The organism is Bacillus cereus group sp. BfR-BA-01408, assembly GCF_022663305.1.
In the GTDB taxonomy this organism is placed as follows: domain Bacteria; phylum Bacillota; class Bacilli; order Bacillales; family Bacillaceae_G; genus Bacillus_A; species Bacillus_A pacificus.
In genome coordinates, this window is record NZ_JAKUFF010000027.1 from 28,309 (window position 1) to 52,772 (window position 24,464).

A 24,464-nucleotide genomic window follows, 5' to 3' on the forward strand; every position below is an offset into this window, starting at 1 on the left:
ATTCTCATTATAACGGATATATGTCTAAAGTGCAGGAAATGAGCTCAAAAAAATATTCCTCTTGGAAGAGGAATATTTTTGGAATGGCTATTCAGTTTTAAAATGAGATACGAGTTGATCTAATTCTTCAACTGTTTGTTTCATTTGTTTAGCTGTTTGTGTCATTTCATTCATCGTAACGACTTTTTTCTCAGCAGATTGTGCTGTTGCCGCTGTTTCACTAGATACTTCGGTAGAAATAGAAGCGATGTTATTCAGTGAAGCGTTCATTTCTTCAGCACTTGCAGCCATTTCTTCAGCAGTTGCTGAGATGTCTTGCATTTGAGTAGATACTTTGTTTACTTGTTCTACAATTGTTGTGAAAGAATTGCCAGCTTCACGAATAACATGAATGCCTTCAGATGCTTCCGAACGGCCTTGCGACATCATAGAGTTAGCAGTTTCAGTGTCTTGTTGAATTTGATGTAGTAGCTGGTTAATATCTGTTGCCGCTGTTTTAGATTGTTCAGCAAGTTTTCGAACTTCGTCAGCTACGACAGCGAAACCTTTTCCTTGTTCGCCAGCACGAGCTGCTTCAATAGAGGCGTTTAAAGCAAGTAAGTTTGTTTGTTCTGCGATATTAGAAATAGATTGTACAGCTGTATCAATATATTTTGTATGAGTGATTAGACGTTCGACCACTTCTGACGTAGCATTTACCGCGTCGTGTATCGTTGTCATTTGTGAAACAGATTTTTGAATAACAGTATTTCCATCGTTAGCTTGTTCAGATGTAGCTACAGCAAGTTCAGTTACAGATGAAGCAGATTCAGCAATGCGCTGAACACTTACTGTCATATCGTCCATTGCAGTTGAGCTTTCTTCCATGCTAGCAGATTGCGATTGAATACTTGCATTTAAGCTAGACATCGAGCTTTGAACTTTTATTGTTGCCTCACGTGATATATTCGTTTTTTCTAGCATATTTTCAGAAGCGTTTTGTACTTCCACAGATGTTTTTTGAACACGATTAATAATATGTTGTAGATTTTCTAACATTTTATTAAATGATGTTGCAATCGTACCAATTTCATCATTACTATTTACTTGTAGGCGGGCTGTTAAGTCACCTTCTTGAGATGATAATTCTTTTAGCTTGCTATCAATTTGTTGAATTGGTTTAACAAGTTTACCAGAGAACCACCATGCAAGTGTGATAGCTACGATAATACAAATAACAAGTGATAAGAAGACAACATATTCAATTTGTAGTGAAGATTGATCAATTTTTGCGATAGATTGATCACGTAGCTTAGCTTGTTCATTACTATAATTTGTGAAGTCACCAATTACTTTATAAACAGTACCATTTTCTGCATAAGCTACTTGTAAAGCTTCTTCCCACTTTTGTTCTTTTGCAAGAGGGAAAACTTTTTCTTCAATAAATTTTCTCCAAGCCGATCCTGATTCCATTGTGCTTTTCACAGATTGAGAAAGATTAGGATTTGAAAGAAGCTCATCCTTCTTATCTTCAAGAAGTTTACTCATTTCATTAAATTTGTCTAATTCAACTTGATCGTGCTGTAATAAATACCCTCTTAAAGCAGAGAGCTGTACTTGGTAAGCATCCCCGCGCTCTTTTAATTGTGTTGCAAGGGGGGAAATCTCTTTTTGTAATGCTTCAGCTTGACGAGATTGATCAATAGCAAAAAATAAAATAAAAGCTAAGGCGATTCCAAATAAAGCGCAAATCGTTCCCATCATGAACATTAGTTTTTTTCGAATGCTAATAAAACTCATATAATAAAATCCTCCTTTGTGAAATCATAGTATTAGAATTAATTAATGTAAAAAATTGAAAGAAAGCTTTACTCCGTCTGGAATAAAGCTTTCTTCTTTCCTTTAGGAATTATAGCAGACGGAATGAGAGATAGAAAGAGATATTTTAAAGTGAAAAAAGAGAGATTGTAAATCTCTCTTTTTTCACTTTAAGCATTTGTTTTGAAATGAGAAACGAGAACTTCAAGTTCTTGTACGGTCGTTTTCATTTCAGATGCTTTTTTAGCAACGACACTCATTTTGTTTACTTGGTCACCAGCTGAAGTTGCTGTTTGTGATGTTTCAGCGGCAACTTCACTTGAAATAGAAGCGATGTTATTTAAAGCTGCATTCATTTCTTCAGAACTTGCGGCCATTTCTTCAGCAGTTGCAGACACCTCCTGCATTTGTGTAGAGACTTTGTTAATGTGGTTAACAATTTCTGAGAATGAAGATCCAGCAGTACGAATGACTGTAATGCCTTCAGAAGCCTCTGACTGACCTTGCGTCATCATTTCATTTGCTATTTTTGTATCTGCTTGAATTTGATGAAGTAAATGGTTAATATCAGTTGCTGCTAGCTGAGATTGTTCAGCAAGCTTTCGTACTTCATCGGCAACAACAGCGAAGCCTTTTCCATGTTCACCAGCACGAGCCGCTTCAATGGAAGCATTTAAAGCAAGTAAATTCGTTTGTTCCGCGATATTAGAAATAGATTGAAGTGCAGTATCAATATGATTTGTATGTGTAATGAGTCGTTCCACTACTTGTGATGTAGCGTTCACAGCTTCATTAATGGTATGCATTTGTGTAATAGATTTCTCAATGACTTTATTCCCACTATCAGCTTTTTCTGAAGTAGTAACAGCTAGGCTAGCAACAGAAGATGCGGATTCTGCAATACGTTGAACACTCGTTGCCATATCGTCCATTGCAGTTGAACTTTCTTCGATGCTGGAGACTTGTGAACGAATATTATGCTCAAGAGCATTCATAGTTTCTTGCGTTTTTGCTGTATTTTCCATAGAAGCAGTTGTTTCAATAAACACATTTTCAGATGCTTCTTTTACACTTGTTGATGTTTGTTGCACTTGTTGTATGATACGTTGTAAGTTAGCGAGCATTTGATTAAAGGAATTGGCGATATCACCGATTTCATCTTTACTCGTTACGTGCAGCCTAGCAGTTAAATCACCATCTTGAGAAGCTAATTCTTTTAATTTCTCATCAATTTGTCGTATCGGTTTAACGAGTTTACCAGAGAACCACCATGCTAATAAAATAGATGTTACTGTACATGTAATAAGTGAGAAGAAAATAATATATTGAATAAGAGATGAAGAAGATTCTACGTCAGCAATTAATGCGTCACGTTTATCATTTTCTTCATTTGCATATTTCGTAAAACGACTTAAAAGGTCGTTTACATAATCGGTTTGAGCTAAAGCGATTTTGGATGCTTCGTCCCATTTTCCTTCGCGAGCGAGAGGGAGGACTTCATTATCTATGACGCTTCGCCATTTTCCACCCATTAAAATGGCTTCTTTCATTCCTTCCGAAAGTTTTTTATCACTAGTTACTTTTTCTCTCGTATCAGCTAGTTTTTTTCCTTCTCGGTTGAATTTATCCAATCCTTTTTGATCATGTGACAGTAAATATTCTTGTAAACCAGCAACTTGTGCTTGGAACCAATCGCCACGTTCTTTTAAAATGGTTGCTCTTTTGGATACATCATTTTTTAAGGTTTCGACTTCATTTGCTTGATTCATGGCGAATGAAAGAATAACAATAAGAGCAATGCTAAATAAGGAACAAATACTTAAGAGTGTGAACAGTAGTTTTTTTCGAATGCTAACATATTTCATCGTTACCCCTACCTTTTAAAACCTATTTATTATGATTTATAAATTTTAATACAGAGTTAATAAAAACATTATTATGAAGTTATTAATCTGTTCAATGAAAATTATAGCAGATAATGGAAGATAGCAAATCAGTATGAGTAAATGTTCTTAAAATGTATACATTTGTATATCGAAAAATTCATAAATAAAAATTAGAAATGCTATTGTAATTTGAAAAAACATCATGTATACTTCTAATTAGTTGATAACGATTATCAGTATCAACTAATAACATTACTCTTCGTTATGTTGGTCATACCCCTTTTTGACGACGTAAGTCAGAGACGAAATGTTGAAATATCTTGTGTCCTATTCTACAGAATTATGGTAATCTCCAACCTCAACTTATATGCGTGAGCATGCAAAAAGGATCCTATCCGTGAAGGGATCCTTTTTTGCATGCTGTTGCAATTAATGTATATAGGCCTGGCACACGTTCTTCCATTCCTTCCGGTGCAGTAGGAGGGAAGACCCACCTTTGATGTGACCCGTGTTCTTCAACTAGTTTTTCAATTTTAAAATGTGCTTCCGCGAGCGTTGTAATGATTTCTCCTAGCGTCCAGCGACGGATAGTTGTTTTAGGTAGCGATTCTTTCTGTGCTTCTGTAAGAAGGATGCTATAAGCAACATCATCTTCAATCAATTCTTCATCAAAATAATTTCCATTGGCCTGAAATGATGGGTGGTCGACTCCTAATAATTTCGTGTAAACAGGATGATAGTCACGAAGGATAAGCATTCCATCTTGCTTAAGCAAGGTAGCAATTTTTTGAAAAAGCGGTTTTAAATCGAGAAAGTAATGGAGTACACCAAGTTCCAGCAATACGATATCGAATGACTCTGATAGTTGCACATGTAATACATCAGAAACGACATACTGAATAGAGACACCTGCTGCGTCCGCAAGTTCATTTGCATATTTTGCATTACTTGCTGAAATATCAACAACCGTTACGTCAGCTCCTAAAAGAGCGAGAGCAACAGCTTTATTTCCTTTTGACCCGAGTAAATTAATAATACGTTTTCCTTTTGGAGATTGTATGTAAGGTAAATAGTGATCTACCTCGCGCATGGGATCTTCCATAAGCTTTTTTGCATAATCTGCTGGCGCCCCGTGGCGATTCGTCCAAGCTTCATAAGCAGCTGCATTCCAGCTTTTTTCATTCCGCGCGCTTAGTTGTTTTTGATTCAATCATATCACTCCTTTTGTGAACGTATAGGTATTCGGCGGGAGGATGGGATTTCCTTTTCTTTTCGGACAAAAGTTTGATTTTTCTGTTATTAAGTCGTACAATACTTGTTATACGTAAAAGCGTTGAAAAGGAAAAGTAGGATGAACACATTCTTTCCAGAGAGCTTCGGTAGCTGAGAAGAAGCAAGAATATTCATTTGAACAATGGCCTTTGAGCTTCGTCCTGAACTTATGAAATGATAATAGTAGGCGGCGACGAGAGTTGGTACTCGTTATCAAAACCACAGTATAAGAGCATATAGCTCCGTACTTGTTAAGGCTAATTATGTGAGTAATTGGCGAAATAAGGTGGTACCGCGACTGTTTATACAGCCCCGCCCTTATCTTTTTTTAGATAGGGGCGGGGCTTTTTATATTTAAAAGGAGGAATGTAAGATGAGTATTTTTATTGGAGGAGCTTGGCCATATGCAAATGGCTCATTACACCTTGGGCATATTGCGAGTTTGTTACCTGGAGATATTTTAGCACGTTATTACAGGGCAAAAGGTGAGAATGTGTTGTATGTGTCGGGAAGTGATTGCAATGGAACACCAATTGCAATTCGGGCAAAACAAGAAGGTGTGACGGCGAAGGAAATTGCTAATAAGTATCATGAAGAGTTCCAGCGATGTTTTCGTAACCTTGGTTTTACGTATGATTGCTATACACGTACAGATAGTGAGCACCATCATAAAACGGTTCAAAAAGTTTTTTTACGTTTATTAGAAGAAGGCCATATTTATAAAAAAACAGTGGAACAAGCATATTGCGAAACGTGTACGCAGTTTTTACCTGATCGTTATGTAGAAGGAATATGTCCGCATTGTCATGAAGCAGCAAGAGGAGATCAATGTGATGCGTGTTCAGCTATTTTAGATCCACTCGATTTGTTAGAAAAGAAATGTAAGCTATGTGGCAGTGCACCATCCGTACAGGAAACAGAGCATTTCTATTTCGCGTTGCATACATTTCAGGAGCAAATCAAAGTGGCTGTAGAAACAGCAAAACAAACAGGAACATGGCGCGACAATGCAATTCAGCTAACAGAAAGATACGTAAAGGAAGGGTTACTAGATAGGGCTGTATCACGTGATTTACCAATTGGGGTACCAATTCCAGTAGAAGGGTATGAAGATAAGAAAATTTACGTATGGATTGAAGCAGTGACAGGATATTATTCGGCGAGTAAACATTGGGCTGAAAAAACAGGGAAAGATGATCAAGAGTTTTGGGATAGAGAAGCGAAAACATATTATGTGCACGGAAAGGATAATATTCCGTTTCATTCTATCATTTGGCCAGCGGTATTGCTTGGAATAGGAGAAGGGACAATTCCTCGTCATATCGTTTCGAATGAATATTTAACAGTGGAAAAAAGAAAATTATCTACGAGTAAAAACTGGGCAGTATGGGTGCCTGATATATTAGAACGCTATGATCCGGATTCTATTCGTTACTTTTTAACAGTGAACGCACCAGAAAATCGTGACACTGACTTTTCATGGCGAGAATTTATTTACAGTCATAATAGTGAATTGTTAGGTGCATACGGAAACTTTGTGAACCGAACATTAAAATTTATTGAAAAGTACTATGGTGGTATCGTGCCGAAGGGAAGTATTGATGTAGAGCTGAAAGATAAAATAGAAGGATTATATAAACATGTAGGAGAGGCGATTGAGCAAACTAAATTTAAGGTGGCGCTAGAAGCAATATTTGATGCAGTACGTTTTGCAAATAAATACTTTGATGAGAGGCAGCCTTGGAAAGAAAGGGAGGATGATCCAGTTTCATGCGAAGAAACGATTTATAATTGTGTGTATCTCATCGCTAATTTTGTAAATCTCCTTGAACCGTTTTTACCATTTTCAAGTGAAAGAGTTAGAAACACATTATCAATTGTGAAACGAAATTGGGAGCCTCAAAACACGTTGCCGAATAGAATTGATAGTGTACAGCCACTATTTGAACGGATTGATGTAAAACAAATTGAGTGTGAGATAGAGAAGTTATATGGAGCAGTAAAGTGAGATAGAGAAAAAGACCTTTCAAATATATGAAAGGTCTTTTGTTATGCAGTAGGATTCTCTTTCTTATCCTTTAAGAAGAACAGCACAGCAAGGATTACGAGAATAATAGCTGCAATATCATATGTTATTTTGAATGTGGTATTAAAGTTTAAGTACTCCACCAAAGGGGTTTTGACTGCCCCAGCATATATGCAAATGGGAATGAGGAGCACATCGTAAAATTTCTTTTCTTTCATATATCTTATTAGGAAGAAGATACACATAATGGCAAAAAAGGCTACGCTTAAAATAGTCATTTATACCTCCAAATAGATTTGAAATTATACCACATTGTAACTGTATTTACATTTATATGCAAGTTTCTATTTTCATGCACTATGCACGCTACTATGTTTCTTTTCTTTCCTAGCCGTAAGTAGCTGAGGAGTAAAAATTCCAAGTAGTATAAAGATGATCCCAATCCACTGCATGAACGTTACGACTTCATGTACAAGTGTAATAGAAGCGATAATGGCCGTTGGTAATTCAGCTGCTCCTAGTATTGTACCAAGTCCTGTTCCTACTTTCGGTACGCCAATTGAAAAACAAATGACAGGTACGACAACGCCGAACAACCCGAGGAAGAAAGCATATTTCCATAGGCCATCTTGCAAAGCACCGTCTGTTAAAAAGGTTGGCGGGAAGAATAGACATACGATAAGAGTAGCGCTTGTTGCCATAAGAAAGCTTTTCGTATAAGGCGGAACTTCTGTAGCAACACGCCCACTTGCAAAAACATAGAATGAAAAAGAGACAGCGGCTAATAGACCAAAGATCATACCTTTTGTGGAAAAGTTTTGTCCGAGGCCTTCAAAGACACCGCCTGCAAACAATGTACCAGTAAATAAAATAATGATAGATATAACTTTCTCACGACTTGGAAATGTTCGATTTGCAATGGCTTCAATAACGACACCAATCCATGTGAACTGGAAAAGTAGGACGACAGCGATAGATGCTGGTAGTTCTTCTACCGAAATAGCGTAGAAGATACCGGTCATACTCATCGTTGTGCCAACTGTTAGTAAGGAAAAGAATTGCTTTTTTGTTACTTTATGACGTGAAACGAAAAGAACGAGCAGAAGAAGACCGATCCATCCGAAGACATATTGACCTCCTAATAGTTGATGGGCTGAAAATCCATCAATGAATCCGAGTTTGAAAATAGTTGAAAGTACGCCGTAGCTACAAGCTCCGAATAAAACGAGTAATGAATACTTAAATTTCTCCATGAAAATCCTCCTTTTACATAATAAAAAACGCCCGCTATCCAAATAAGGATAACGGGCGAACGAAACAGAGTCATATACTCTACAAAATTCCGCCACTCATACGAAGTATGAATTTGGGATATGAAATTGTAGTAGGTTTTTACATTGCTTTTGGGAATACAATAGAACATTTTACACCTTGAGGCGTGTTTTGTATACCATAAGGAAATTGATGTTTATCTAGTATTTGTTTTACAATGTATAACCCAAGACCACTACCTTGTACTAAGCCGTGTTTGTCAGGGTTTGCGCGATAGAATGGCTCAAATAAATGGGCAAGTTTATCCTCATCTATTTGTGAACCTGTATTTAATACTTCTAATGCGTAACCGTTTGGCTTTTCATAAAGCTTTATATATACATGCTGATGGTCAATTGTATAATGAATTGCATTTGAAATAATGTTAAAAATGGCAGTTTGAATAAATTTAGGATCAGCTAAAACTTGTACATCTTGTTTAATGTTAGATTGAACATTTAACTGCTTTACAGATACAAAATAATCTACTTTCTTCATAACGTCCTCAATAATATTAGTTAATGAGATAACTTTTAAATCAGGTTTAAATTGAGGGTTTTGTATTTTGGATAATTCCGACATTTTTTCCGTTAATATGTTAATGTCTTGCATCATTTCATAGGAGCGTTTTAAATATTTATCTCTATCTTTATAAGCTCCAATTCCGTGAATCATGCCATCTAGTTGTCCCATAACGGCTGCGATTGGTGTTTTTAATTCATGGGAAACCATAGACATAAATTCTTTACGGGATTGTTCTAATTGTTGCTCCTTTTTGAGTTCATTTCTTAAATCTTGATTGCTCGCATGCAAATTCTTCACTATGTTTGGTATTTGTGAAGCAGCTACTTGTAAATTAAAATCTGTTTGATCAGTATTTTTGTTGAGTAGCTTTTTATCTGAGAAATCAAGATTCATAATATCTTTTAAAGCATCACTCATATATTGAAAAGGTTTAGCAATTAGTTTTGCATAAATTAAAGATCCAAGCAGAGAGAGTGCAAGCATTGTTGCGCCAATATGTGGAGCTAATTGCTGCAGTACATCTGTTAATTTTGGATTATCTTGTGCATCATTTGCTTTACTTGCTGCATTTTGTTTATGTAAGGCATCATTAGTAGCGACTTGCTTTTCCGTTTCTGTAAGTGGAGCAGAAGCGCTATTTTTCCCCGAAATATTTTGAGTATGTTCTTTTGCTTTTGCAGTTTGGCTAGGCTGCAAAAGGTGATTGATAGCTGTAGAGAGAGAATTATAATCTATAATAGCAGATTGGAAATTAAACATGTCCCCCTGTGATACAGCTTTATTTTGATTCGTTTTACTTTGGTCGTTTTGTTTATCTGAATCCGCTTGTTCTGTAGTATGCGTTCCATTTTCTTTCGCAAAACGTTCTTTATCGTAGTTTGAAGCTAAGAAGTAAATAACTTGATAAAGACAAAGTGATAAAAGAATACAAAATAATAAGGTTTTGATGAAAATATTTTTGGTGATGTTGTCTTTGCTACGATTCGATTTTGTAGCCAATGCCTTTCACCGTTTTAATATAAGGAATTCCTAATTTTTTTCGTAAGTTTTTAATGTGTGTATCTATAACTCTTACATCACCATAATGTTCATAGCCCCATACCTTATTCAACAAATCACTTCTTGATAATACTTTTCCTCGATTTTGCAGTAAAGTATAAATAATTTCAAATTCTTTTGTTGTCAATTCAATTTGATTACCATGAACATAAGCGGCGTATGCTGTAGAATTTAACATCAATTCATGGAATTGTAGTATAGTCGCAGCTTCGGCTTCCTTCGTTGCTGCCCTTCTTAATACAGCTTCTACACGTTTAATAAATACGGTGTAATGGAACGGTTTCGTAATATAGTCATCAATACCTAATTCAAATCCTTTAATTTCACTTTCTTCATTATGTAAGCCTGTTAACATAATGATTGGTACATCAGATTGTCCTCGCATAATTTTACAAATACTATAGCCATCTATATCTGGTAACATCACATCAAGGAGGACAAGATCGTATGAATTTTTTTGGAAAAGAAGTATACCTTCTGTTCCAGCACCAACGACATCAACAGTAAAGTTTTGTGCCATTAGAAATTCACGAATTAGTTCTTGTATATCTGGGTTGTCTTCAATCACCAGTATATGCGTCATAGTAACACCTCCTAAATAACGCTTTTAACTGCAATATTCGAATTCATCATTTTTTCGATGACTCAGATTGTTTATACATATAATAAGCCCCTGCCATAAAATAATCATGAAAGTAGCAAGGGGAGTTGTTTAGTGAAACTGAATATTTAAGAATTACAGTAATTCTATTATAGTATGTATTATAAAATTTATAAAATATTATAACTGTATAATTTTAATATCCATGTTTATCAATGTTTGGATGTTACCTAACACAATCTATTCCTATTATATATGTAAATACAGTTGTTTTGCTACTGTAAATGAAGAAATAAAATAAGCCAAGACATAAAATTCTTGGCTACACGTAAATCGCGCTTTGAGGTTATTTTACAGTGACAGTAGCTTGCTGGGGAATACGCTCAAATAACCAGTGTATATCATTGTTATACATACGAATACAACCTAGTGTTGTCCACTTACCAATTGCCTGATTATTGTTCGTACCATGAATCGCATAAGTTGTTCCGTAAGTTCCTGCCATGTTTAGTCCGAGCCAACGGTCACCAAGTGGATTGCGCGGATCGCCGCCTTTAATTTTGCCTGTGTAATAAGGACGATTTTTAATTTTATTTACGATTTGAAAAGTCCCTTTAGGTGTAGGAGTAGCTGCCTTTCCAGTAGCGACAGTAAAACTTTTTATGAATTTTCCGTTTTGATAATAATCCATTTTATTTAACTGTGTATTCACGATAAGCTGATCATTTGTTGCAGCTGCCTCAGCATTTGTGAATGGAATAGTTAAAAATCCTAATGATAATAGTGCGCTTAATAATAGTTTTTTCATTATGTTCTCCTTTTTACTATTGTAGTAGTCTTACATACAATGAATTTGCAATCCTCGTAATACTTTATTTACATTTTCATCTAATGTTTCAAAGAAGGTAGTAATTTTGGCATTGTGTTTGTTGTTTTTATCAATAAGTAATCTTTCATTTAATAAAAGTTCGCCATGTAGTCCAAAACTTTGAATTTGAATATTTAATTCATCTTCAGTTTCAGAAATAATTGGTAAGAAGTAGTGAAAAGCTTTCGTTGGAATGATGTAGCTTTTGCCAATCATGCTTTCTTGATTTGAATTAATCCATTTTTTCGTAACAATCTTAATGTTCTTTTTTGAAACGATAAAAGACAGTGTTGTAGACTTTGTTAAACTTACGTCAAATTCATTTGTTTCACATATGTGCAAATTAAAAACGGTTTCATTTTGGTGAGATTCAACATTTGTATTAATAAAATCGTGCATTTTATAAGCTTCCATTTTTTATTCACCCTTTTTTCAATTTCGAAAAGCGATTAATATTTATTCAAATTAATGTTTAGTCATATATTGGTTAAATTTTTCAACAAATTCCGATATAATCTTACAATACGTATATGAAGCTAATATGAAGTTAGTATGAGTTTGTAGTGGTTTTTTATTAAGAACAAAATATAACGATTTTTAAGTGTTAAAAAATGGATAAAAAGTGCATATTAAGGTCCTAATTTTTCGCAGTGTATACTTGTTAAATTGTTTTAAAATGAGAGTACATAATGAACGTAAAAGTTTAGTGAGAGCCTTACAAAAATGTAATAAAAATGTAAGCTATTGTGATAGTTATTTCGACAATTTTTTTATACAATATTAGTAAGAAGTTGCACGTGATTGAAAGGAGAGATGACATGGAATGGATTCATGAATTATTTCAGCAATACGGGTACTATGTTGTACTTGTTGGTTTGCTGTTAGAATATATTGCACTTCCGTTTCCGGGAGAGCCAACGTTAGCATATGCGGGATTTTTAGCACATAAGGGTGATTTAAGTTTACCGATTTTAATTATCCTATCCTTTATTGGGACAAGTGTAGGAATGACAATCCAATACTTTTTAGGAAATAAATTAGGAATGCCCTTTGTTCAAAAGTATGGGAAATATGTATTTTTAACACAAAGAAAAATCGACTTAACAAGAATGTGGTTTGATAAGTATGGATACTTCTTGATTTTTATCGGTTTCTTTATTCCTGGTGTACGTCACTTTACAGGATACTTTGCAGGAATTATTAACTTACCATTCCGCCGTTTTGCAATTACAATTTACTCAGGTGCTCTATTTTGGGTATCATTCTTCTTAATCGGTGGTTACTGGTTAGGTGGAAACTTACATGATATTTTTGGAGTGCTAGAAGGTCACATTGGTAAAATTATTTTTGGAGTGATTGCGATTGTAGCAATTACGTTAGGAGTTCGTTTCCGCAAACAGTTAAAACGAGCATTCTTACAAAACGCAAGTTAATATGGAATCCATTCTATGTCAAAAATTAGGGAGGCAGTGCAGATGCACTGCCTTTTTTATTTTAATAAGCTTTTGTTTGTTTATCAGTTTAAAATCCCATAGGTTATAATTGTCAATTATTAACGTCAAAATGACAATTATAATTGACAAAAATAAGGGTATTATTTACAATTTGATTAAATAAATGAAAAAGAGGGAAGACATGAAGCTTCAAAATCGAGTGAGAGAATTGCGGGCAAAGCATCGTTTATCACAAGGGGATTTAGGGAAAGCGATTGGATCATCGCGGCAAACGATTAGTTTAATTGAGCGCGGGGATTATGCACCATCTATCGTATTGTCGTTAAAAATTGCACAAATTTTCAACGTACCGGTGGAGGAAATATTTATGTTGGTGGAGGGGGAAGATGATGGTGAAGAGTAAGCGAAAAAAACAATTTGATTTTGTGGGGAAAATGGCATTAAGTATGATGGGTGGGTTTTTAACATCTTATATAGCTTTAGATTTACTCTCGGATGAACCGAGAAAATTATCATCTAATACATTTATAGGTATATGCACCATTTTTGGAATCTTAATGATGTACTACACTTGGAAGAATACACGTATGTTAGCGGAGGCACGTGATGAAGAGGAGAGTGTACAAGGCAGAAAATTAGGCATTATAAGTATATATTTACGTGTAGGTGATATAGTTACGCAAGCATGGTTTGTATATGCAGTTATTGCATGTAGACGTGCACTGTTGCAGGATACAAATGTTTCATTTGCAGTGTGGAATTTAGTAGCTTCTATCGTTTGTTTAACTATTGTAGTGATTAGTGGGCTCATAACAAAAAATCGTTATAATAAGCTATATCCTGAACAAGGTGTAACATATATGGAATCTATGAAAATGTGGACGAAAAACGCAGATGAAGGATTAAAACATATTGTGCATGAGGCTGGATATAAAGCATATGAATTTACGAATACAATATTGGCATATGTATGGTGGGCTGCCGTTATATATACGGTGGCTAGTGATATCAATTTTGTATTAATTGGCTTAATCTCATTTATTTGGATATTGCATCTTGGAAAATTCATGTACGAAATGCATAGAAAAATGATTTATTAAGGGGAGAAAAAGGTGGATATTTTAAGAAGGCCAGCTGGCTCAATGACAGTGGCGCTAATTCTGTCCATTTTATACGGAGTAATCCGAACTGGGAAATTAGAAGTAATTTTGAACCTATGGGCAATAGTTGGAATTGCATTGTTAGTGTTAGCCATTCATGAGCTAGGACATGTAGTAGTTGGTTTAATAGGCGGTTTGAATTTTAAATTTATGACAGTAGGGCCGATTACTTTTCAAAAAGAGAAGAGGAAAGTACGCATTCGAGAAAATAAATTATGGGCGTACTTTGGAGGCGTGGCGATGTTAGTGCCGCCTTCTATAGAGACACCGAATCTTTCGAAAAAATGGGCGTGGATGACTTTAGGTGGACCGATTACGAGTTTATTATTTGGTATTACTTCCGGTTACATATACATGGTGAGTTATTATCAATATCTTTTATATTTTTCTGTTTTACACTTTGTCATTTTTACAGCTACAATCGTACCGATAAAAGGAACGTTTTTGAGTGATGGCATGCAATTTCTTATTTTAATTAAAGATGATGAAAAGGCTAAGCAGCATTTATATAACATTCAAGTATCGAGTGAATTATTTAGTTATAAAAGGCCGAAAGATTGGGATGAGAGATTAATAGAAATTAGTAAGGAGAAATTAAAAGAGGATAAAAGTATAAGAGATATAATGAGCGGACTTATGCTCGTTTTTTATGCTAGAGCTGATCAAGAAGGAATGGAAAGAGCGATACCGTATATAGAACCAATTGTTCAACTACCTGTAACGAAAGAAAATAAGTTTTTCGTTAGTAGTTTTCATAGTTGGTACCTTTTATATAAAGCTCTTTATGAGATGGATCGTCTTTCTTTGCAAGAAGCGAAGGAACATGGGAAGGCTATTACAAAAATGGACCTAAACGGATATTATCGTACACAAGGAATTATTAAATATTTAGAGGGCGATATGGAAGCGTCACACATTTATATGAAGAAAGCGGATAAAGAATTGAAGAGCGCTGAGAATAGTGAAATGGGATATTTACAATTAGAGAGAGAATGGTTTGAGCAGCTAAAGAAGAGGGTATCTTACGATGGGTGAGGTATCCTCTTTTTTCTATGTCGTCTTATGCCGTTCCATAAAAAGTGTGGAGCGAGTAAAATAAGATGTGAAGAGCAAAGCTTGGAGGAATTCTAGATGGAAATTTTAACGATTATTTTAATCGTCTTGCTCATTTATGTTGTTTTTAAAGTGGCATATGTAGCATTAAAAATACTCGCGATCCTATTAATTATCTTTTTAATCGTAGAGTTCGGCAGTAAATTGCTTGGGGGATAGGGTATGTTGAGCGTCTTGAATGTCGAAGAATGTCGGTAAGTCGATATCCTGTGTCGAACCGTCGATATAATGAAAAAATCGCTGATATAAGTGGAGAAATCGTCGATATATTTGAAAAATCGCTGATATAATCCGGTTGATACTGGATGGGGTATATGGAAAAGAAGTTGCCGTGAGGGTAACTTCTTTTTATTTGTTTATAAATTGTTTATTTTTACCTTCTATTCTTAGAGTAAGGAGGCGGTAGAGATGAAAAAAGCGGTTTTAGAAGTAAGAGATGTGACGAAAAAGGTGAAGGGGAGAACGTTGCTAAGTCATATGTCTTTTTCTGTTTATAAAAATGAGATTTGTGGTTTTGTTGGGCCAAATGGTTCTGGGAAGACAACTCTTATTCGAACAATTATGGGGTTAATTCGACCAAATGAAGGAGAGATATTAGTTAATGGTATTAGCGTACAAAAAAATCGGAAAGAAGCTCTTCAGCATGTAGGCGCAATTGTAGAGGCTCCAATTTTTTTCCCTTATATGTCAGGACGAAAAAATTTGCGGAATCTAGGGAGGATTACGTTACGTACTGGTGGAGAAGTTCTTGAAAATAAAGTGCAGCAAGTATTAGAAATCGTCGGTTTAGAAAATCGTGCTGACGATAAAGTTGGTACGTATTCGTTAGGGATGAAGCAGCGTTTAGGGATTGCGCAGGCACTTCTTGGGGATCCAGATTTTATCATTTTGGATGAACCGTCTAATGGATTGGATCCAGTTGGAATTAAGCAGCTTCGTAAAATTGTACTCGATTTACAGCGTGAGAAGGGCATTACTTTTTTCATTTCTAGTCATTTAATTCGTGAATTGGAGCTTATGTGTGATTCATGGGTCATGATTCGAGAAGGATCATTAATATGGCGGGGAACGACGGAAGAATTGCAAGGAAGGAATAAAGAATTAGAAGATATTTTCGTGGAGATGATGAGCTCATGATGATGTTAGTACGCTCGGAATGGGAGCGGATTTGGGCGAAGAAAGTAACATGGCTTTGTTTTTTGATGATACCAGTGATGTTACTTGGGGCTGCTAAGTACTATTTAAAACATAATCAAGAGGTCGAAAGGATAGCGGTTGATTATACATATGCGAATTCGTTCCCCGTCCTTGCATTATCTGAAATGCTTATGAGTATATGTAATCTTGTTTTACTCGTTTTAATTGTTCTTGTGTTTGCTCAAGAGTATCATAGCGGTCAAATTAGGATGGTAATCCAAAGATCATATACGTATTCGGAGGTTCTGATTGCAAAAATAATTACGATAGTAGCGGTAAGTTTGCTATTTATAAGTGTTTATTTTATTTGCAGTTATTGTATTGGCTATATTTTCTTTGAGCATGAACCGAATATTCTTTTGTTTTATCATACGGAAAAAACGAATGCACTTGGCTTGTTCTTATACTGTATTTCTTATTACGGAATTGCTTATCTTACTTTAGTAGCAATGGCTAGCATATTAATTATGCTGTCGGTTATAAGTAAATCGACAACAAGTGCGACTCTTCTCGGTATGGGATTCATTATATTTTCCTTTGGATACCCAGCGCTGGCGTTAGTGATAGGCCAATCCCCGACTTTTCTTTATATTAATTATTCTTCTTTAATTAAATTGCAACATGAAGGAATTGCTATATCTTTATCTGGTAGCTCAAGAATGATTCTTTTTGGATCTGTAGTTTTACTACTATACATTGTTGTTTGTAATACTATAACAGTTTATTGTATAGGGAAAAAAGATAATTTTGTGTGAGGTGTGAAGAATGAGACAAATACTTATAAGTGAATTTGAACGGATTTTTAATAGAAAAAAGACGAAAGCATTAATAGCTATTTTTGGGCTGCTACTTATTTTGCATAGCGTATGGGTTCATACTTTTGGAGTTGCTATTTATGATACAAAAGGAACAGAAGCAATCTTAAGTAATTTAAACTTTCCTGTCGCAGTTACAAGAGAATGGTATTTTACGTTATTCTTATTAATTTTTCCAATCTTATTTATTGATAGTTTTAATAGTGAAATTTCATCTGGTGCGTATCGGCTTGTTATGATTCGTCCCGTAGGTAGATGGGAATTATTATTGGCGAAATGGATTACTCAAATGAGCATTGTAAGTTTGTTTTTGTTAATGGCATTCATTGAGAGTTATATATATGGAACATTTTTTATAAGGCGTGCAGAAGAGACATTCTTTTTAGATAAACAAGTCATTTATAGTGCGAATGCTTCTATTTTATATACTGTAAAATATTATTTAATACTATGGTTTATAGCAAGTGCTTTAACAATGTTGAGTAGTTTTGTAAGTCTGTGGTTTCAAAACGCTATCATTACATATTTTGTAATAGTCGGTTTATTAGTAGCAAGTTTATATGTGAATGAAGAATTAAGTTATTTTGTAATTGGAAGTGGATCAATTCTAAGAATATTAAGTGAGGGGAAAGGAACATTTTACCTGATAAATGGTACAATTTTAGGAGGATGTGCAATAGCGGCTATGTTTAGTTGGTGTAAAAAAGATATATTTAATTAGGGGGGACTTGCCGTGACGAGCAAAATACTACTTGTAGACGATGAACCAGATATTCTTACATTTATTGAAGATAGTCTTGTCATGGAAGGGTATGAAGTAAGAAGTGCATTAAGTGGTGAAGAAGCTTTGAAGAAATTAGATAATAGCGTGGATCTCATTATTTTAGACGTTATGTTGCCAGATATGAATGGGTTTAAAGTTTGCGAGAAGATGAGAGAGTCTTATGCATGCCCAATCTTATTTTTAAGTGCGGATAGTAGTGAACGGTCTCGGATAGAAGGTTTATTGATTGGTGGAGACGATTATATTAGTAAGCCATTTAGTTTAAAAGAGTTGAAAGCGAGAATTGTTGCCAATTTGCGCCGTACGACAGATTTAAGAATGGTGGATCAAAAGGAATTTCTACGCTATGGAAGTATATTAATAGATTTGCAAAACTACGAAATAATGACTGGGAAAGAAAAAATTCATTTTACAAAAAAAGAGTATGAAGTTGTGAAAATGTTAGCACTTCATGCTGGTCAAGTTTTGACGAAAGAGCAGCTGTTTGAAAAGATTTGGGGATATGATAGTGAAAGTGATGTCTCTACTGTAGTTGAGCATATAAAGAAAATTAGAACAAAGCTTAGTGTATATGACAGAGAAAATACATATATTCAAACGGTGTGGGGAATTGGATATAAGTGGAGTGTACAGAATTGATGCAAAGGTTAAGGATTAAACAACAGCTAGTAGCTGGCTTCTTAATAGTTCTACTTGGTAGTTTAATACTAACGGTTTTAACAGCGGCTAGTGGTTGGTATTGGCTAACGAAGAATGGGAAAGTATTTCCTGCGAATTATTATGAACAGAAAATACCTATGATAAAAGAATATGTAAAAGATAAAGGCATACTATTGTTAAATGAGAAAGAGCGAAATGGATTAGAGAAAATTGTCCCTAAAGAGGGAATTAAATATCAAATTGTTAATAGGCAAGGAGATATTTCTTATGGTACATATAACAAGAAATTAATAACAAATGAGAGACCGATTTCGAGTGTTATTAATACAAATATTTATGGTGAAGAAGATGATAATGAAGTTACGACATATCTGCCTTTAGTAGATAGGAATGGAGATTTACAAGGAGCGATAGGGTTTAATTATCATTTAACAATATCTACTGCTTCGGCAGTTGATTCCTTTTTTGTAATCTTATTTTTAGCTTCACCCTTTATATACATTACAATTTTGTCCTACATTATTTCAAATCGAATGGGAAAAAGAATAAAGAAACCACTAGTTGAACTATCAGAGGCCTCAAAAAGAATTCAAGAGCAGGATTTAAATTTTCATTTAGAGTACAACGCGAAAAATGAAATTGGTGAATTAGTCAGTTCGTTTGAAAATATGCGTGCAGCGCTAGCTACTAGTTTGTCACGACAATGGGAGTTAGAAGAAGAAAGGAGAGAATATATTAGAGCTATTTCTCACGATTTGAAAACGCCATTAACGATTGTGCAAGGTCATACAGAAGGTTTGCAAAGTGGTTTATGGAAAAATGAAGATTTGTTACATCGGTATTTACAAACGATTGAAAGAAACACAAACAGAATGACAAAGCTTCTTGAGGAGTTCCAAATAGTAAATGAGCTAGAGAGTTTCTCATTTCAATTACGTTTAAATAAAGTACATATAAATCCATTCTTTCTTAAAAAACTAGAAGAATATGAATGCATAGCTAGAAAAAAAGAAATTGATTGGGATGTCATCTTTGAAAATAATGAAGATATGCAAAGCTTAGTATTTGATCAAGAGCGAATCAGTCAAGTAATGGACAACATCGTAATGAATGCAGTTCGATTTACTCCGGTGTCAGGGAAGATGCTTTTGAAAGTATGTGCTTGGCATGACGCAATAGAGTTTCATGTATATGATTCAGGGCCTGGTTTTCAAGAAGGAGATTTGAAAAAAGTATTACAACGTTTTTATCAGGGAGATCAGTCGCGTTCAGGAAGCAAGGAGCATTTTGGACTCGGGTTATATATTGCTAAGACAATTGTTGAGAAGCATGGTGGTAAAACTCAGGTAGAAAATAGTGAGGTGAGAGGCGGGGCACACGTTTCGTTTCGGATTCCGAGCGGAGGTATATAGATGAAAATTGATTGTCGAAGAATGTCGGTAAGTCGATATCCTGTGTCGAACCGTCGATATAATGAAAAAATCGCTGATATAAGTGGGGAAATCGTCGATATATTTGAAAAATCGCTGATATAATCCGGTTGATACTGGATGGGGTATATGGAAAAGAAGTTGCCGTGAGGGTAACTTCTTTTTATTGTGATGCCGTGGTATGCAAGCCAACATAAAAAAAGCTGGAAGAATCCCTTCCAGCTTACGAGTTACTTTCAATTTGGCGACCGTTTTCTTCTTCATTGTCTTGTAATAGGTTGAATACATCTGCTAGACAGAATGCAATGAACCAAGTCCATAGACCGTGGAAGAAAGCTGAGCTTAATTGAAGTGGTAATGTATAGTTAGTCATTGAGTAGGAAATACATCCGCCAACGATTCCGATCATTGTTAATAACATTGTTTTTTGCGCATTTTCTTCTGGATTAAAGAGGAAGAAAATGTATCCACCTAAAATTGAAGCGCTTACAAGTGTTTCGATTCCATTAAAAATGATATTCTCTCCAAGCTGAGTGTTTGTCCAGAAGCAGATTGTTCCGCCGATAATAGCAAACAGGACAGCTATTGTATATCGTATATATTGATTCATATGTTCATCTCCTTATGTAATAAGATGATTTGGAAGTCAAAAAGGTAGGTATAGTATATTGAAGTGAGTTTTAGTTGTACGTATCTTTTTATAAAAAGATCATTGAAGAGTGATCGGTTTTTTAAACCGTTACGTGTATGGTGTCTGAAATATACCCGACTGCTCGTTTCTTTTTGCTTGTAAAATAAGAGAAACTTCCAAGTCTATATACTCTTTTTTTGTGAGTCTGTTTTCATTATAACATATTTAGAGGCATAATAATAGAATTATCTGATTTTGTAATAAGTGTAAAAAATAAAAAGCGCAAGGAAATACCAGTAACGGTGCAGTTTAGAGGAAGAAGGATTTTCATTTACTATGATGAAATATGTAATCAAGGTGGGATATAAGAAGGGGACTTAAATACTATAAAAAATATTTTATGCCATGAATGGAAGGGAGGAGAGCTAACTTGGAATTCACAACAGAAAGATTAACAATTAGACCTTTTAAGAGTACTGATTTACAGGATGTATTTGCTATTTATAATAATGATGATACATGTAAGTTCCTATTACATAATAAGTGGACTCATGAAGACATGCAGAAAAGATTTAATAAGAAGCTAGAAAATAATGTACTTACTAAAGACTCAATATTAAGTTTAGCAGTTATATACAAAACGAAAGTAGTTGGTGATTTATCTGTATGGTACACAAATATGAAAGACACTGTTGAGATTGGTTATAGTTTTTCAAATGAAGTAGCTGGGAGAGGTTTGGCAACAGAAGCAGTAAGTAGTTTGGTATTTAAATTATTTAATGAATGTAATGTACATCGCATACAAGCTAATCTTGATGCACGTAATATAGCTTCACAAAAATTGTGTGAACGAATAGGCATGAGAAAGGAAGCACATTTCATACAAGATTTTTGGAATAAAGATGAATGGACAGATAGTATTGTATATGGAATGCTATCCTCTGATTTGTCATAATAAACGTAGTGATTTTATTATGCTAAAGGGCGCGTGAGTTGAATAACAAAGGGCATAACATATTATATATGACTAATATGTTATGCCCTTTCATGTATTGACCTTTTTTATCCCACTTTAATGGGCAGTAAGACCCCCACCTCAAAATTCAGCGAAAGCAAAGAAGTTAGGTGGGGGATCAACTGCCCATAAAAGTCCGATTGGTTCAACTATTAATCAGTGGGGGATGAAGAAAACCCCCACTGATTAAAGTTTTACTTTATATACGTTTGAAACGGCCGACAATTTCAACTGTTTCAGTAATGTTCATAAATGCTTTGTTATCCACTTGACGGATAATACGTTTCATTTCGCCTAACTCATAGCGAGTCACGACAGTGTAAATCATTTTTTTCTTATGGTTTGTATAGCCGCCGACAGCATCTACCATCGTCACGCCACGTATGCCGTGATGTAGTAGGGCGCTTTTTATTTCCTCGCCTTTTTCTGTAATTGTCATTATCGTCAATTTAATATGTTTCGTATGCACAGCATCGATCACTTTGCTGACTACAAATCGACTAATTAACGTATAAAGTGTAATATCCCATCCGAAAATAAATCCTGCTACAACAAGTAAGATTAAGTTGAATACAAATATGATTGCTCCAATTGAAACATCGCGATATTTCGCTACAATCAATCCAACGACATCAAATCCACCTGTTGAAGAAGCAAATCGGAATATGATTCCTGAAGCTGCTCCGCAGATTACACCGCCGAATACAGAAGATAGTAAAATATCGTCTGAAACTTGGTGTACAGGGATAATGTTCATCGCTAATGATGATACAGCTACAAAGTACGCTGTTAAAAAGGTTGTCTTCTTGCCTAAGTAAAAGTGACTTAAAATAAGAAGAGGAATGTTTAGTAAAAAGATAAGTGCACCGATATTGTAGTGCATTAAATAACCGATAATCATCCCTACTCCAGCGAATCCACCGCTAATCATGTTATGCGGGATAAAGAACATATTCATAGAAATTGCATACAAAATAGAAGCTACGAAAATAACAACCAACTGTATGATAAATTCTAAGTGAAATGTTTTAGCTGCTGGGAAGGATAAAAAGGCGGTGTCGGGAACGTAATCGGCGTCTCCTAGTTGACCCATAGTATGTTTCATCTCCATATTCATTTTTGATTACAAGAAGAGAATAAAGGTTTTTTCAAAAACTGGCAATAGTTTTATTATAATGCAAAAATTTTATAAATTTCTAATAAATCAAGCCTATTCATGGATGTGTGTGAATATACTAAAGAAAGCGAATACAATGTTTCTTAATTATTGTTTTCTTGAGAAAATATGCAAAATACTTTTTTTGACGATAAAAGGAAATAGAGAATGTTTGCCGAATGTGCTAAAATGACCTTATTAAGGATGTGAAGCGATGGAATTTTTATTGCAGGATGCAATTCTATATATATCGTTTGTAACGACAGCACTTTGTTTATTAGAAGTTTTCTTCCTTGCTAACGTTTCTCGCTTTGTGCGTCAGCAAGCATCAAGCGGTAGACAAAGAGCATTTGCGTTAGTTGATACGTGTGAAGATAGTGCGGGGAATGTACCGCTATTTTCAATTTTTTATAAATATGGAATGATTCGTTCTGTACGCAGACAAGAATCAAGTGAAGAGAATGACGAGGTCGGTCCGTATACACCAATGTTTCGCTAAATAATTACGAAACATTGGAGGAATGAACATGTTAAAATCATACCGAACTGCGCTCGTTAGTTTATCATTATTACTTGTTTTTGTTTTATCTGGTTGTAGTAATGCAGCCCCAATTGATGCACATAGTACGGGAATTTGGGATCATTATTTTGTATATCCAATCTCGTTTATGATTCAATTTGTTGCTCATCATATACCGGGAGCTAGCTTCGGGATTGCTATCATTATTATGACGCTCGTTATTCGTTCAGCAATGATTCCATTAGCTGTTTCGCAATATCGTAGCCAAGCGAAAATGAAGAAAATGCAACCTGAATTGCAGAAGTTAAAGAAAAAATACGGTGATGTAAGTAAAGATCTTGAAAAACAAAAACAGTATCAAAAAGAAATGTCAGAACTAATGAAATCAGGCGGTTGGAATCCACTTGCTGGTTGCTGGCCAATCTTTATACAAATGCCGATTTTCTCTGCTTTGTATTATGCGATTAGCCGAACAGAAGAGATTCGCACATCTTCGTTTTTATGGGTGAACTTAGGACATGCAGATCCTTATCATATATTACCGATTATTGCAGCGTTAACGACATTTATTCAGATGAAGGTTTTCCAGTCTAATATTACAGCTGGAGAACAAGTACAGATGCTGAAAATGCAGCAAATTATGATGCCGGCAATGATTTTATTTATGGGATTTGCGGCACCATCGGGTCTTGTGTTGTACTGGATAACAGGTAACTTATTTACAATGACACAAACAATTGTATTAAGAAGAATAATGGAACGTGAAGAATTACAATTACAAAAAGCATAGAAAAACACCGCTCATCATGAGCGGTGTTTTTTTGTTAAGTCGTTAAGGAAATTTTAAGAAACCAACATTACTATAGGCATTGTATACGAGAGTGTACATGCATTAGAAATATGAAGGAGGAAATTTCCTATGAAGAAGAAAACAGTTGGGTATTTAGCGATTGCAGGTGCTTTATCATTCGGAATCATTGGGGGAGTCGGCATCCCGGCATTCGCGGCAACGAATACTCCAGCAGCTGAGCAATCTACAAAAACGGCGAAAAAAGATTTAGATGACGCTACAAAACAAAAAGTAAAAACGATTATGGATGATACAAAGAAACAGTTAGAGGAGCTAGGTGTAAAGCTTCCAGAGAAAGAAAAACGTAAAGAAATGTTTGCGGGATTAGATGAAG

Annotated in this window: 25 protein-coding genes, 1 pseudogene and 1 other annotated feature; of the genes and pseudogenes, 15 read left to right on the forward strand and 11 right to left on the reverse strand. The window is 35.0% G+C overall.

Annotated features, from left to right (window positions below):
* Positions 1 to 87: 87 nt before the first annotated feature.
* The 3 genes from MR083_RS13540 to MR083_RS13550 all read right to left on the reverse strand — a co-directional run bounded on the left by MR083_RS13540 (position 88) and on the right by MR083_RS13550 (position 4,893).
* Positions 88 to 1,779, reverse strand: coding sequence for a methyl-accepting chemotaxis protein (locus MR083_RS13540; protein ID WP_000008434.1), 1,692 nt, complete (start codon positions 1,777 to 1,779; stop codon positions 88 to 90).
* A 188-nt stretch (positions 1,780 to 1,967) separates the two neighbouring features.
* The gene (locus tag MR083_RS13545; RefSeq protein WP_000878415.1) at positions 1,968 to 3,662 is read right to left on the reverse strand and encodes a methyl-accepting chemotaxis protein; all 1,695 of its coding nucleotides are present in this window, start codon (positions 3,660 to 3,662) and stop codon (positions 1,968 to 1,970) included.
* Between the two features lie 412 nt (positions 3,663 to 4,074).
* The gene (locus MR083_RS13550; protein WP_001072218.1) at positions 4,075 to 4,893 is read right to left on the reverse strand and encodes a class I SAM-dependent methyltransferase; all 819 of its coding nucleotides are present in this window, start codon (positions 4,891 to 4,893) and stop codon (positions 4,075 to 4,077) included.
* A 114-nt stretch (positions 4,894 to 5,007) separates the two neighbouring features.
* Positions 5,008 to 5,278: a binding site (T-box leader), on the forward strand.
* A 50-nt stretch (positions 5,279 to 5,328) separates the two neighbouring features.
* Between MR083_RS13550 and metG the strand changes: the two genes are divergently transcribed.
* Positions 5,329 to 6,963, forward strand: coding sequence for a methionine--tRNA ligase (metG, locus tag MR083_RS13555; RefSeq protein WP_000021591.1), 1,635 nt, complete (start codon positions 5,329 to 5,331; stop codon positions 6,961 to 6,963).
* A 41-nt stretch (positions 6,964 to 7,004) separates the two neighbouring features.
* Here metG and MR083_RS13560 read toward each other — a convergent pair whose 3' ends face one another.
* The 6 genes from MR083_RS13560 to MR083_RS13585 all read right to left on the reverse strand — a co-directional run bounded on the left by MR083_RS13560 (position 7,005) and on the right by MR083_RS13585 (position 11,759).
* A complete protein-coding gene (locus tag MR083_RS13560; protein ID WP_000154154.1) occupies positions 7,005 to 7,259 on the reverse strand; it encodes a hypothetical protein in 255 nt (84 codons plus the stop codon).
* 72 nt (positions 7,260 to 7,331) lie between these two features.
* Complete coding sequence (locus MR083_RS13565) at positions 7,332 to 8,234, reverse strand: EamA family transporter (protein ID WP_000410496.1); 903 nt, start codon at positions 8,232 to 8,234, stop codon at positions 7,332 to 7,334.
* A gap of 139 nt (positions 8,235 to 8,373) precedes the next feature.
* Positions 8,374 to 9,816, reverse strand: a complete 1,443-nt coding sequence (locus tag MR083_RS13570; RefSeq protein ID WP_000201975.1) for a sensor histidine kinase — start codon at positions 9,814 to 9,816, stop codon at positions 8,374 to 8,376.
* Complete coding sequence (locus MR083_RS13575) at positions 9,794 to 10,459, reverse strand: response regulator transcription factor (protein WP_000148833.1); 666 nt, start codon at positions 10,457 to 10,459, stop codon at positions 9,794 to 9,796. Before MR083_RS13575 ends, MR083_RS13570 begins: the two co-directional genes overlap by 23 nt.
* Positions 10,460 to 10,823: 364 nt before the next feature.
* The gene (locus MR083_RS13580; protein ID WP_000735048.1) at positions 10,824 to 11,285 is read right to left on the reverse strand and encodes a L,D-transpeptidase; all 462 of its coding nucleotides are present in this window, start codon (positions 11,283 to 11,285) and stop codon (positions 10,824 to 10,826) included.
* A gap of 30 nt (positions 11,286 to 11,315) precedes the next feature.
* The gene (locus MR083_RS13585; protein ID WP_000388750.1) at positions 11,316 to 11,759 is read right to left on the reverse strand and encodes a DUF3978 domain-containing protein; all 444 of its coding nucleotides are present in this window, start codon (positions 11,757 to 11,759) and stop codon (positions 11,316 to 11,318) included.
* A 404-nt stretch (positions 11,760 to 12,163) separates the two neighbouring features.
* On the opposite strand from MR083_RS13585, the gene MR083_RS13590 reads away from it, so the two are divergent.
* From MR083_RS13590 to MR083_RS13635, 10 genes are all read left to right on the forward strand, one after another.
* A complete protein-coding gene (locus tag MR083_RS13590; protein WP_000454759.1) occupies positions 12,164 to 12,778 on the forward strand; it encodes a DedA family protein in 615 nt (204 codons plus the stop codon).
* Positions 12,779 to 12,980: 202 nt separating this feature from the next.
* Positions 12,981 to 13,202 carry a helix-turn-helix transcriptional regulator gene (locus MR083_RS13595; RefSeq protein WP_000776164.1) on the forward strand — a complete coding sequence of 74 codons (222 nt, stop codon included), beginning with the start codon at positions 12,981 to 12,983 and terminating at the stop codon, positions 13,200 to 13,202.
* Positions 13,189 to 13,899, forward strand: a complete 711-nt coding sequence (locus MR083_RS13600) for a DUF3169 family protein (protein ID WP_000240935.1) — start codon at positions 13,189 to 13,191, stop codon at positions 13,897 to 13,899. The genes MR083_RS13595 and MR083_RS13600 overlap by 14 nt, the downstream gene beginning before the upstream one ends.
* Before the next feature lie 42 nt (positions 13,900 to 13,941).
* On the forward strand, positions 13,942 to 14,994 hold the full coding sequence (locus MR083_RS13605; RefSeq protein WP_011040819.1) for a M50 family metallopeptidase: 1,053 nt from the start codon (positions 13,942 to 13,944) through the stop codon (positions 14,992 to 14,994).
* A gap of 96 nt (positions 14,995 to 15,090) precedes the next feature.
* Positions 15,091 to 15,231, forward strand: coding sequence for a DUF3985 family protein (locus tag MR083_RS13610; protein ID WP_000404784.1), 141 nt, complete (start codon positions 15,091 to 15,093; stop codon positions 15,229 to 15,231).
* Positions 15,232 to 15,480: 249 nt separating this feature from the next.
* Positions 15,481 to 16,209, forward strand: a complete 729-nt coding sequence (locus MR083_RS13615) for an ABC transporter ATP-binding protein (RefSeq protein WP_049113727.1) — start codon at positions 15,481 to 15,483, stop codon at positions 16,207 to 16,209.
* Positions 16,206 to 17,024, forward strand: a complete 819-nt coding sequence (locus tag MR083_RS13620; RefSeq protein ID WP_242269469.1) for an ABC-2 transporter permease — start codon at positions 16,206 to 16,208, stop codon at positions 17,022 to 17,024. Before MR083_RS13615 ends, MR083_RS13620 begins: the two co-directional genes overlap by 4 nt.
* A 10-nt stretch (positions 17,025 to 17,034) precedes the next feature.
* Positions 17,035 to 17,805, forward strand: a complete 771-nt coding sequence (locus MR083_RS13625; RefSeq protein WP_242269470.1) for an ABC transporter permease — start codon at positions 17,035 to 17,037, stop codon at positions 17,803 to 17,805.
* A gap of 12 nt (positions 17,806 to 17,817) precedes the next feature.
* Positions 17,818 to 18,507 (forward strand): response regulator transcription factor, encoded by a 690-nt coding sequence (locus tag MR083_RS13630; RefSeq protein WP_016718853.1) that lies wholly within the window; start codon positions 17,818 to 17,820, stop codon positions 18,505 to 18,507.
* The gene (locus MR083_RS13635; RefSeq protein ID WP_242269471.1) at positions 18,507 to 19,940 is read left to right on the forward strand and encodes a sensor histidine kinase; all 1,434 of its coding nucleotides are present in this window, start codon (positions 18,507 to 18,509) and stop codon (positions 19,938 to 19,940) included. Before MR083_RS13630 ends, MR083_RS13635 begins: the two co-directional genes overlap by 1 nt.
* 241 nt (positions 19,941 to 20,181) lie before the next feature.
* Here the strand turns inward: MR083_RS13635 and MR083_RS13640 are convergent, their stop codons facing one another.
* Entirely contained in the window at positions 20,182 to 20,568 is a 387-nt protein-coding gene (locus tag MR083_RS13640) for a DUF3938 domain-containing protein (protein ID WP_001077770.1), read from the reverse strand.
* Between the two features lie 451 nt (positions 20,569 to 21,019).
* On the opposite strand from MR083_RS13640, the gene MR083_RS13645 reads away from it, so the two are divergent.
* The gene (locus MR083_RS13645; protein ID WP_041184797.1) at positions 21,020 to 21,544 is read left to right on the forward strand and encodes a GNAT family N-acetyltransferase; all 525 of its coding nucleotides are present in this window, start codon (positions 21,020 to 21,022) and stop codon (positions 21,542 to 21,544) included.
* Positions 21,545 to 21,803: 259 nt separating this feature from the next.
* Here the strand turns inward: MR083_RS13645 and MR083_RS13650 are convergent, their stop codons facing one another.
* Entirely contained in the window at positions 21,804 to 22,697 is an 894-nt protein-coding gene (locus MR083_RS13650) for a YitT family protein (protein ID WP_000530037.1), read from the reverse strand.
* A 277-nt stretch (positions 22,698 to 22,974) separates the two neighbouring features.
* Between MR083_RS13650 and MR083_RS13655 the strand changes: the two genes are divergently transcribed.
* From MR083_RS13655 to MR083_RS13665, 3 genes and pseudogenes are all read left to right on the forward strand, one after another.
* Positions 22,975 to 23,259: a hypothetical protein gene (locus MR083_RS13655; protein ID WP_000394930.1), complete on the forward strand. Its 285-nt coding sequence runs from the start codon at positions 22,975 to 22,977 to the stop codon at positions 23,257 to 23,259.
* Between the two features lie 28 nt (positions 23,260 to 23,287).
* Entirely contained in the window at positions 23,288 to 24,070 is a 783-nt protein-coding gene (gene yidC / locus MR083_RS13660; RefSeq protein WP_000920550.1) for a membrane protein insertase YidC, read from the forward strand.
* Between the two features lie 129 nt (positions 24,071 to 24,199).
* Positions 24,200 to 24,464 (forward strand): annotated as a pseudogene (locus tag MR083_RS13665) (hypothetical protein); the annotation flags it as partial.

Coding starts and splice junctions, on each gene's coding strand:
- MR083_RS13540 (WP_000008434.1), bottom strand. CDS start 1,779: ATGAGTTTTATTAGCATTCGAAAAAAACTAATGTTCATGATGGGAACG.
- MR083_RS13545 (WP_000878415.1), bottom strand. CDS start 3,662: ATGAAATATGTTAGCATTCGAAAAAAACTACTGTTCACACTCTTAAGT.
- metG (WP_000021591.1), top strand. CDS start 5,329: ATGAGTATTTTTATTGGAGGAGCTTGGCCATATGCAAATGGCTCATTA.
- MR083_RS13560 (WP_000154154.1), bottom strand. CDS start 7,259: ATGACTATTTTAAGCGTAGCCTTTTTTGCCATTATGTGTATCTTCTTC.
- MR083_RS13565 (WP_000410496.1), bottom strand. CDS start 8,234: ATGGAGAAATTTAAGTATTCATTACTCGTTTTATTCGGAGCTTGTAGC.
- MR083_RS13575 (WP_000148833.1), bottom strand. CDS start 10,459: ATGACGCATATACTGGTGATTGAAGACAACCCAGATATACAAGAACTA.
- MR083_RS13580 (WP_000735048.1), bottom strand. CDS start 11,285: ATGAAAAAACTATTATTAAGCGCACTATTATCATTAGGATTTTTAACT.
- MR083_RS13585 (WP_000388750.1), bottom strand. CDS start 11,759: ATGGAAGCTTATAAAATGCACGATTTTATTAATACAAATGTTGAATCT.
- MR083_RS13590 (WP_000454759.1), top strand. CDS start 12,164: ATGGAATGGATTCATGAATTATTTCAGCAATACGGGTACTATGTTGTA.
- MR083_RS13595 (WP_000776164.1), top strand. CDS start 12,981: ATGAAGCTTCAAAATCGAGTGAGAGAATTGCGGGCAAAGCATCGTTTA.
- MR083_RS13600 (WP_000240935.1), top strand. CDS start 13,189: ATGGTGAAGAGTAAGCGAAAAAAACAATTTGATTTTGTGGGGAAAATG.
- MR083_RS13605 (WP_011040819.1), top strand. CDS start 13,942: ATGACAGTGGCGCTAATTCTGTCCATTTTATACGGAGTAATCCGAACT.
- MR083_RS13610 (WP_000404784.1), top strand. CDS start 15,091: ATGGAAATTTTAACGATTATTTTAATCGTCTTGCTCATTTATGTTGTT.
- MR083_RS13615 (WP_049113727.1), top strand. CDS start 15,481: ATGAAAAAAGCGGTTTTAGAAGTAAGAGATGTGACGAAAAAGGTGAAG.
- MR083_RS13620 (WP_242269469.1), top strand. CDS start 16,206: ATGATGATGTTAGTACGCTCGGAATGGGAGCGGATTTGGGCGAAGAAA.
- MR083_RS13625 (WP_242269470.1), top strand. CDS start 17,035: ATGAGACAAATACTTATAAGTGAATTTGAACGGATTTTTAATAGAAAA.
- MR083_RS13635 (WP_242269471.1), top strand. CDS start 18,507: ATGCAAAGGTTAAGGATTAAACAACAGCTAGTAGCTGGCTTCTTAATA.
- MR083_RS13640 (WP_001077770.1), bottom strand. CDS start 20,568: ATGAATCAATATATACGATATACAATAGCTGTCCTGTTTGCTATTATC.
- MR083_RS13650 (WP_000530037.1), bottom strand. CDS start 22,697: ATGGGTCAACTAGGAGACGCCGATTACGTTCCCGACACCGCCTTTTTA.
- MR083_RS13655 (WP_000394930.1), top strand. CDS start 22,975: ATGGAATTTTTATTGCAGGATGCAATTCTATATATATCGTTTGTAACG.
- yidC (WP_000920550.1), top strand. CDS start 23,288: ATGTTAAAATCATACCGAACTGCGCTCGTTAGTTTATCATTATTACTT.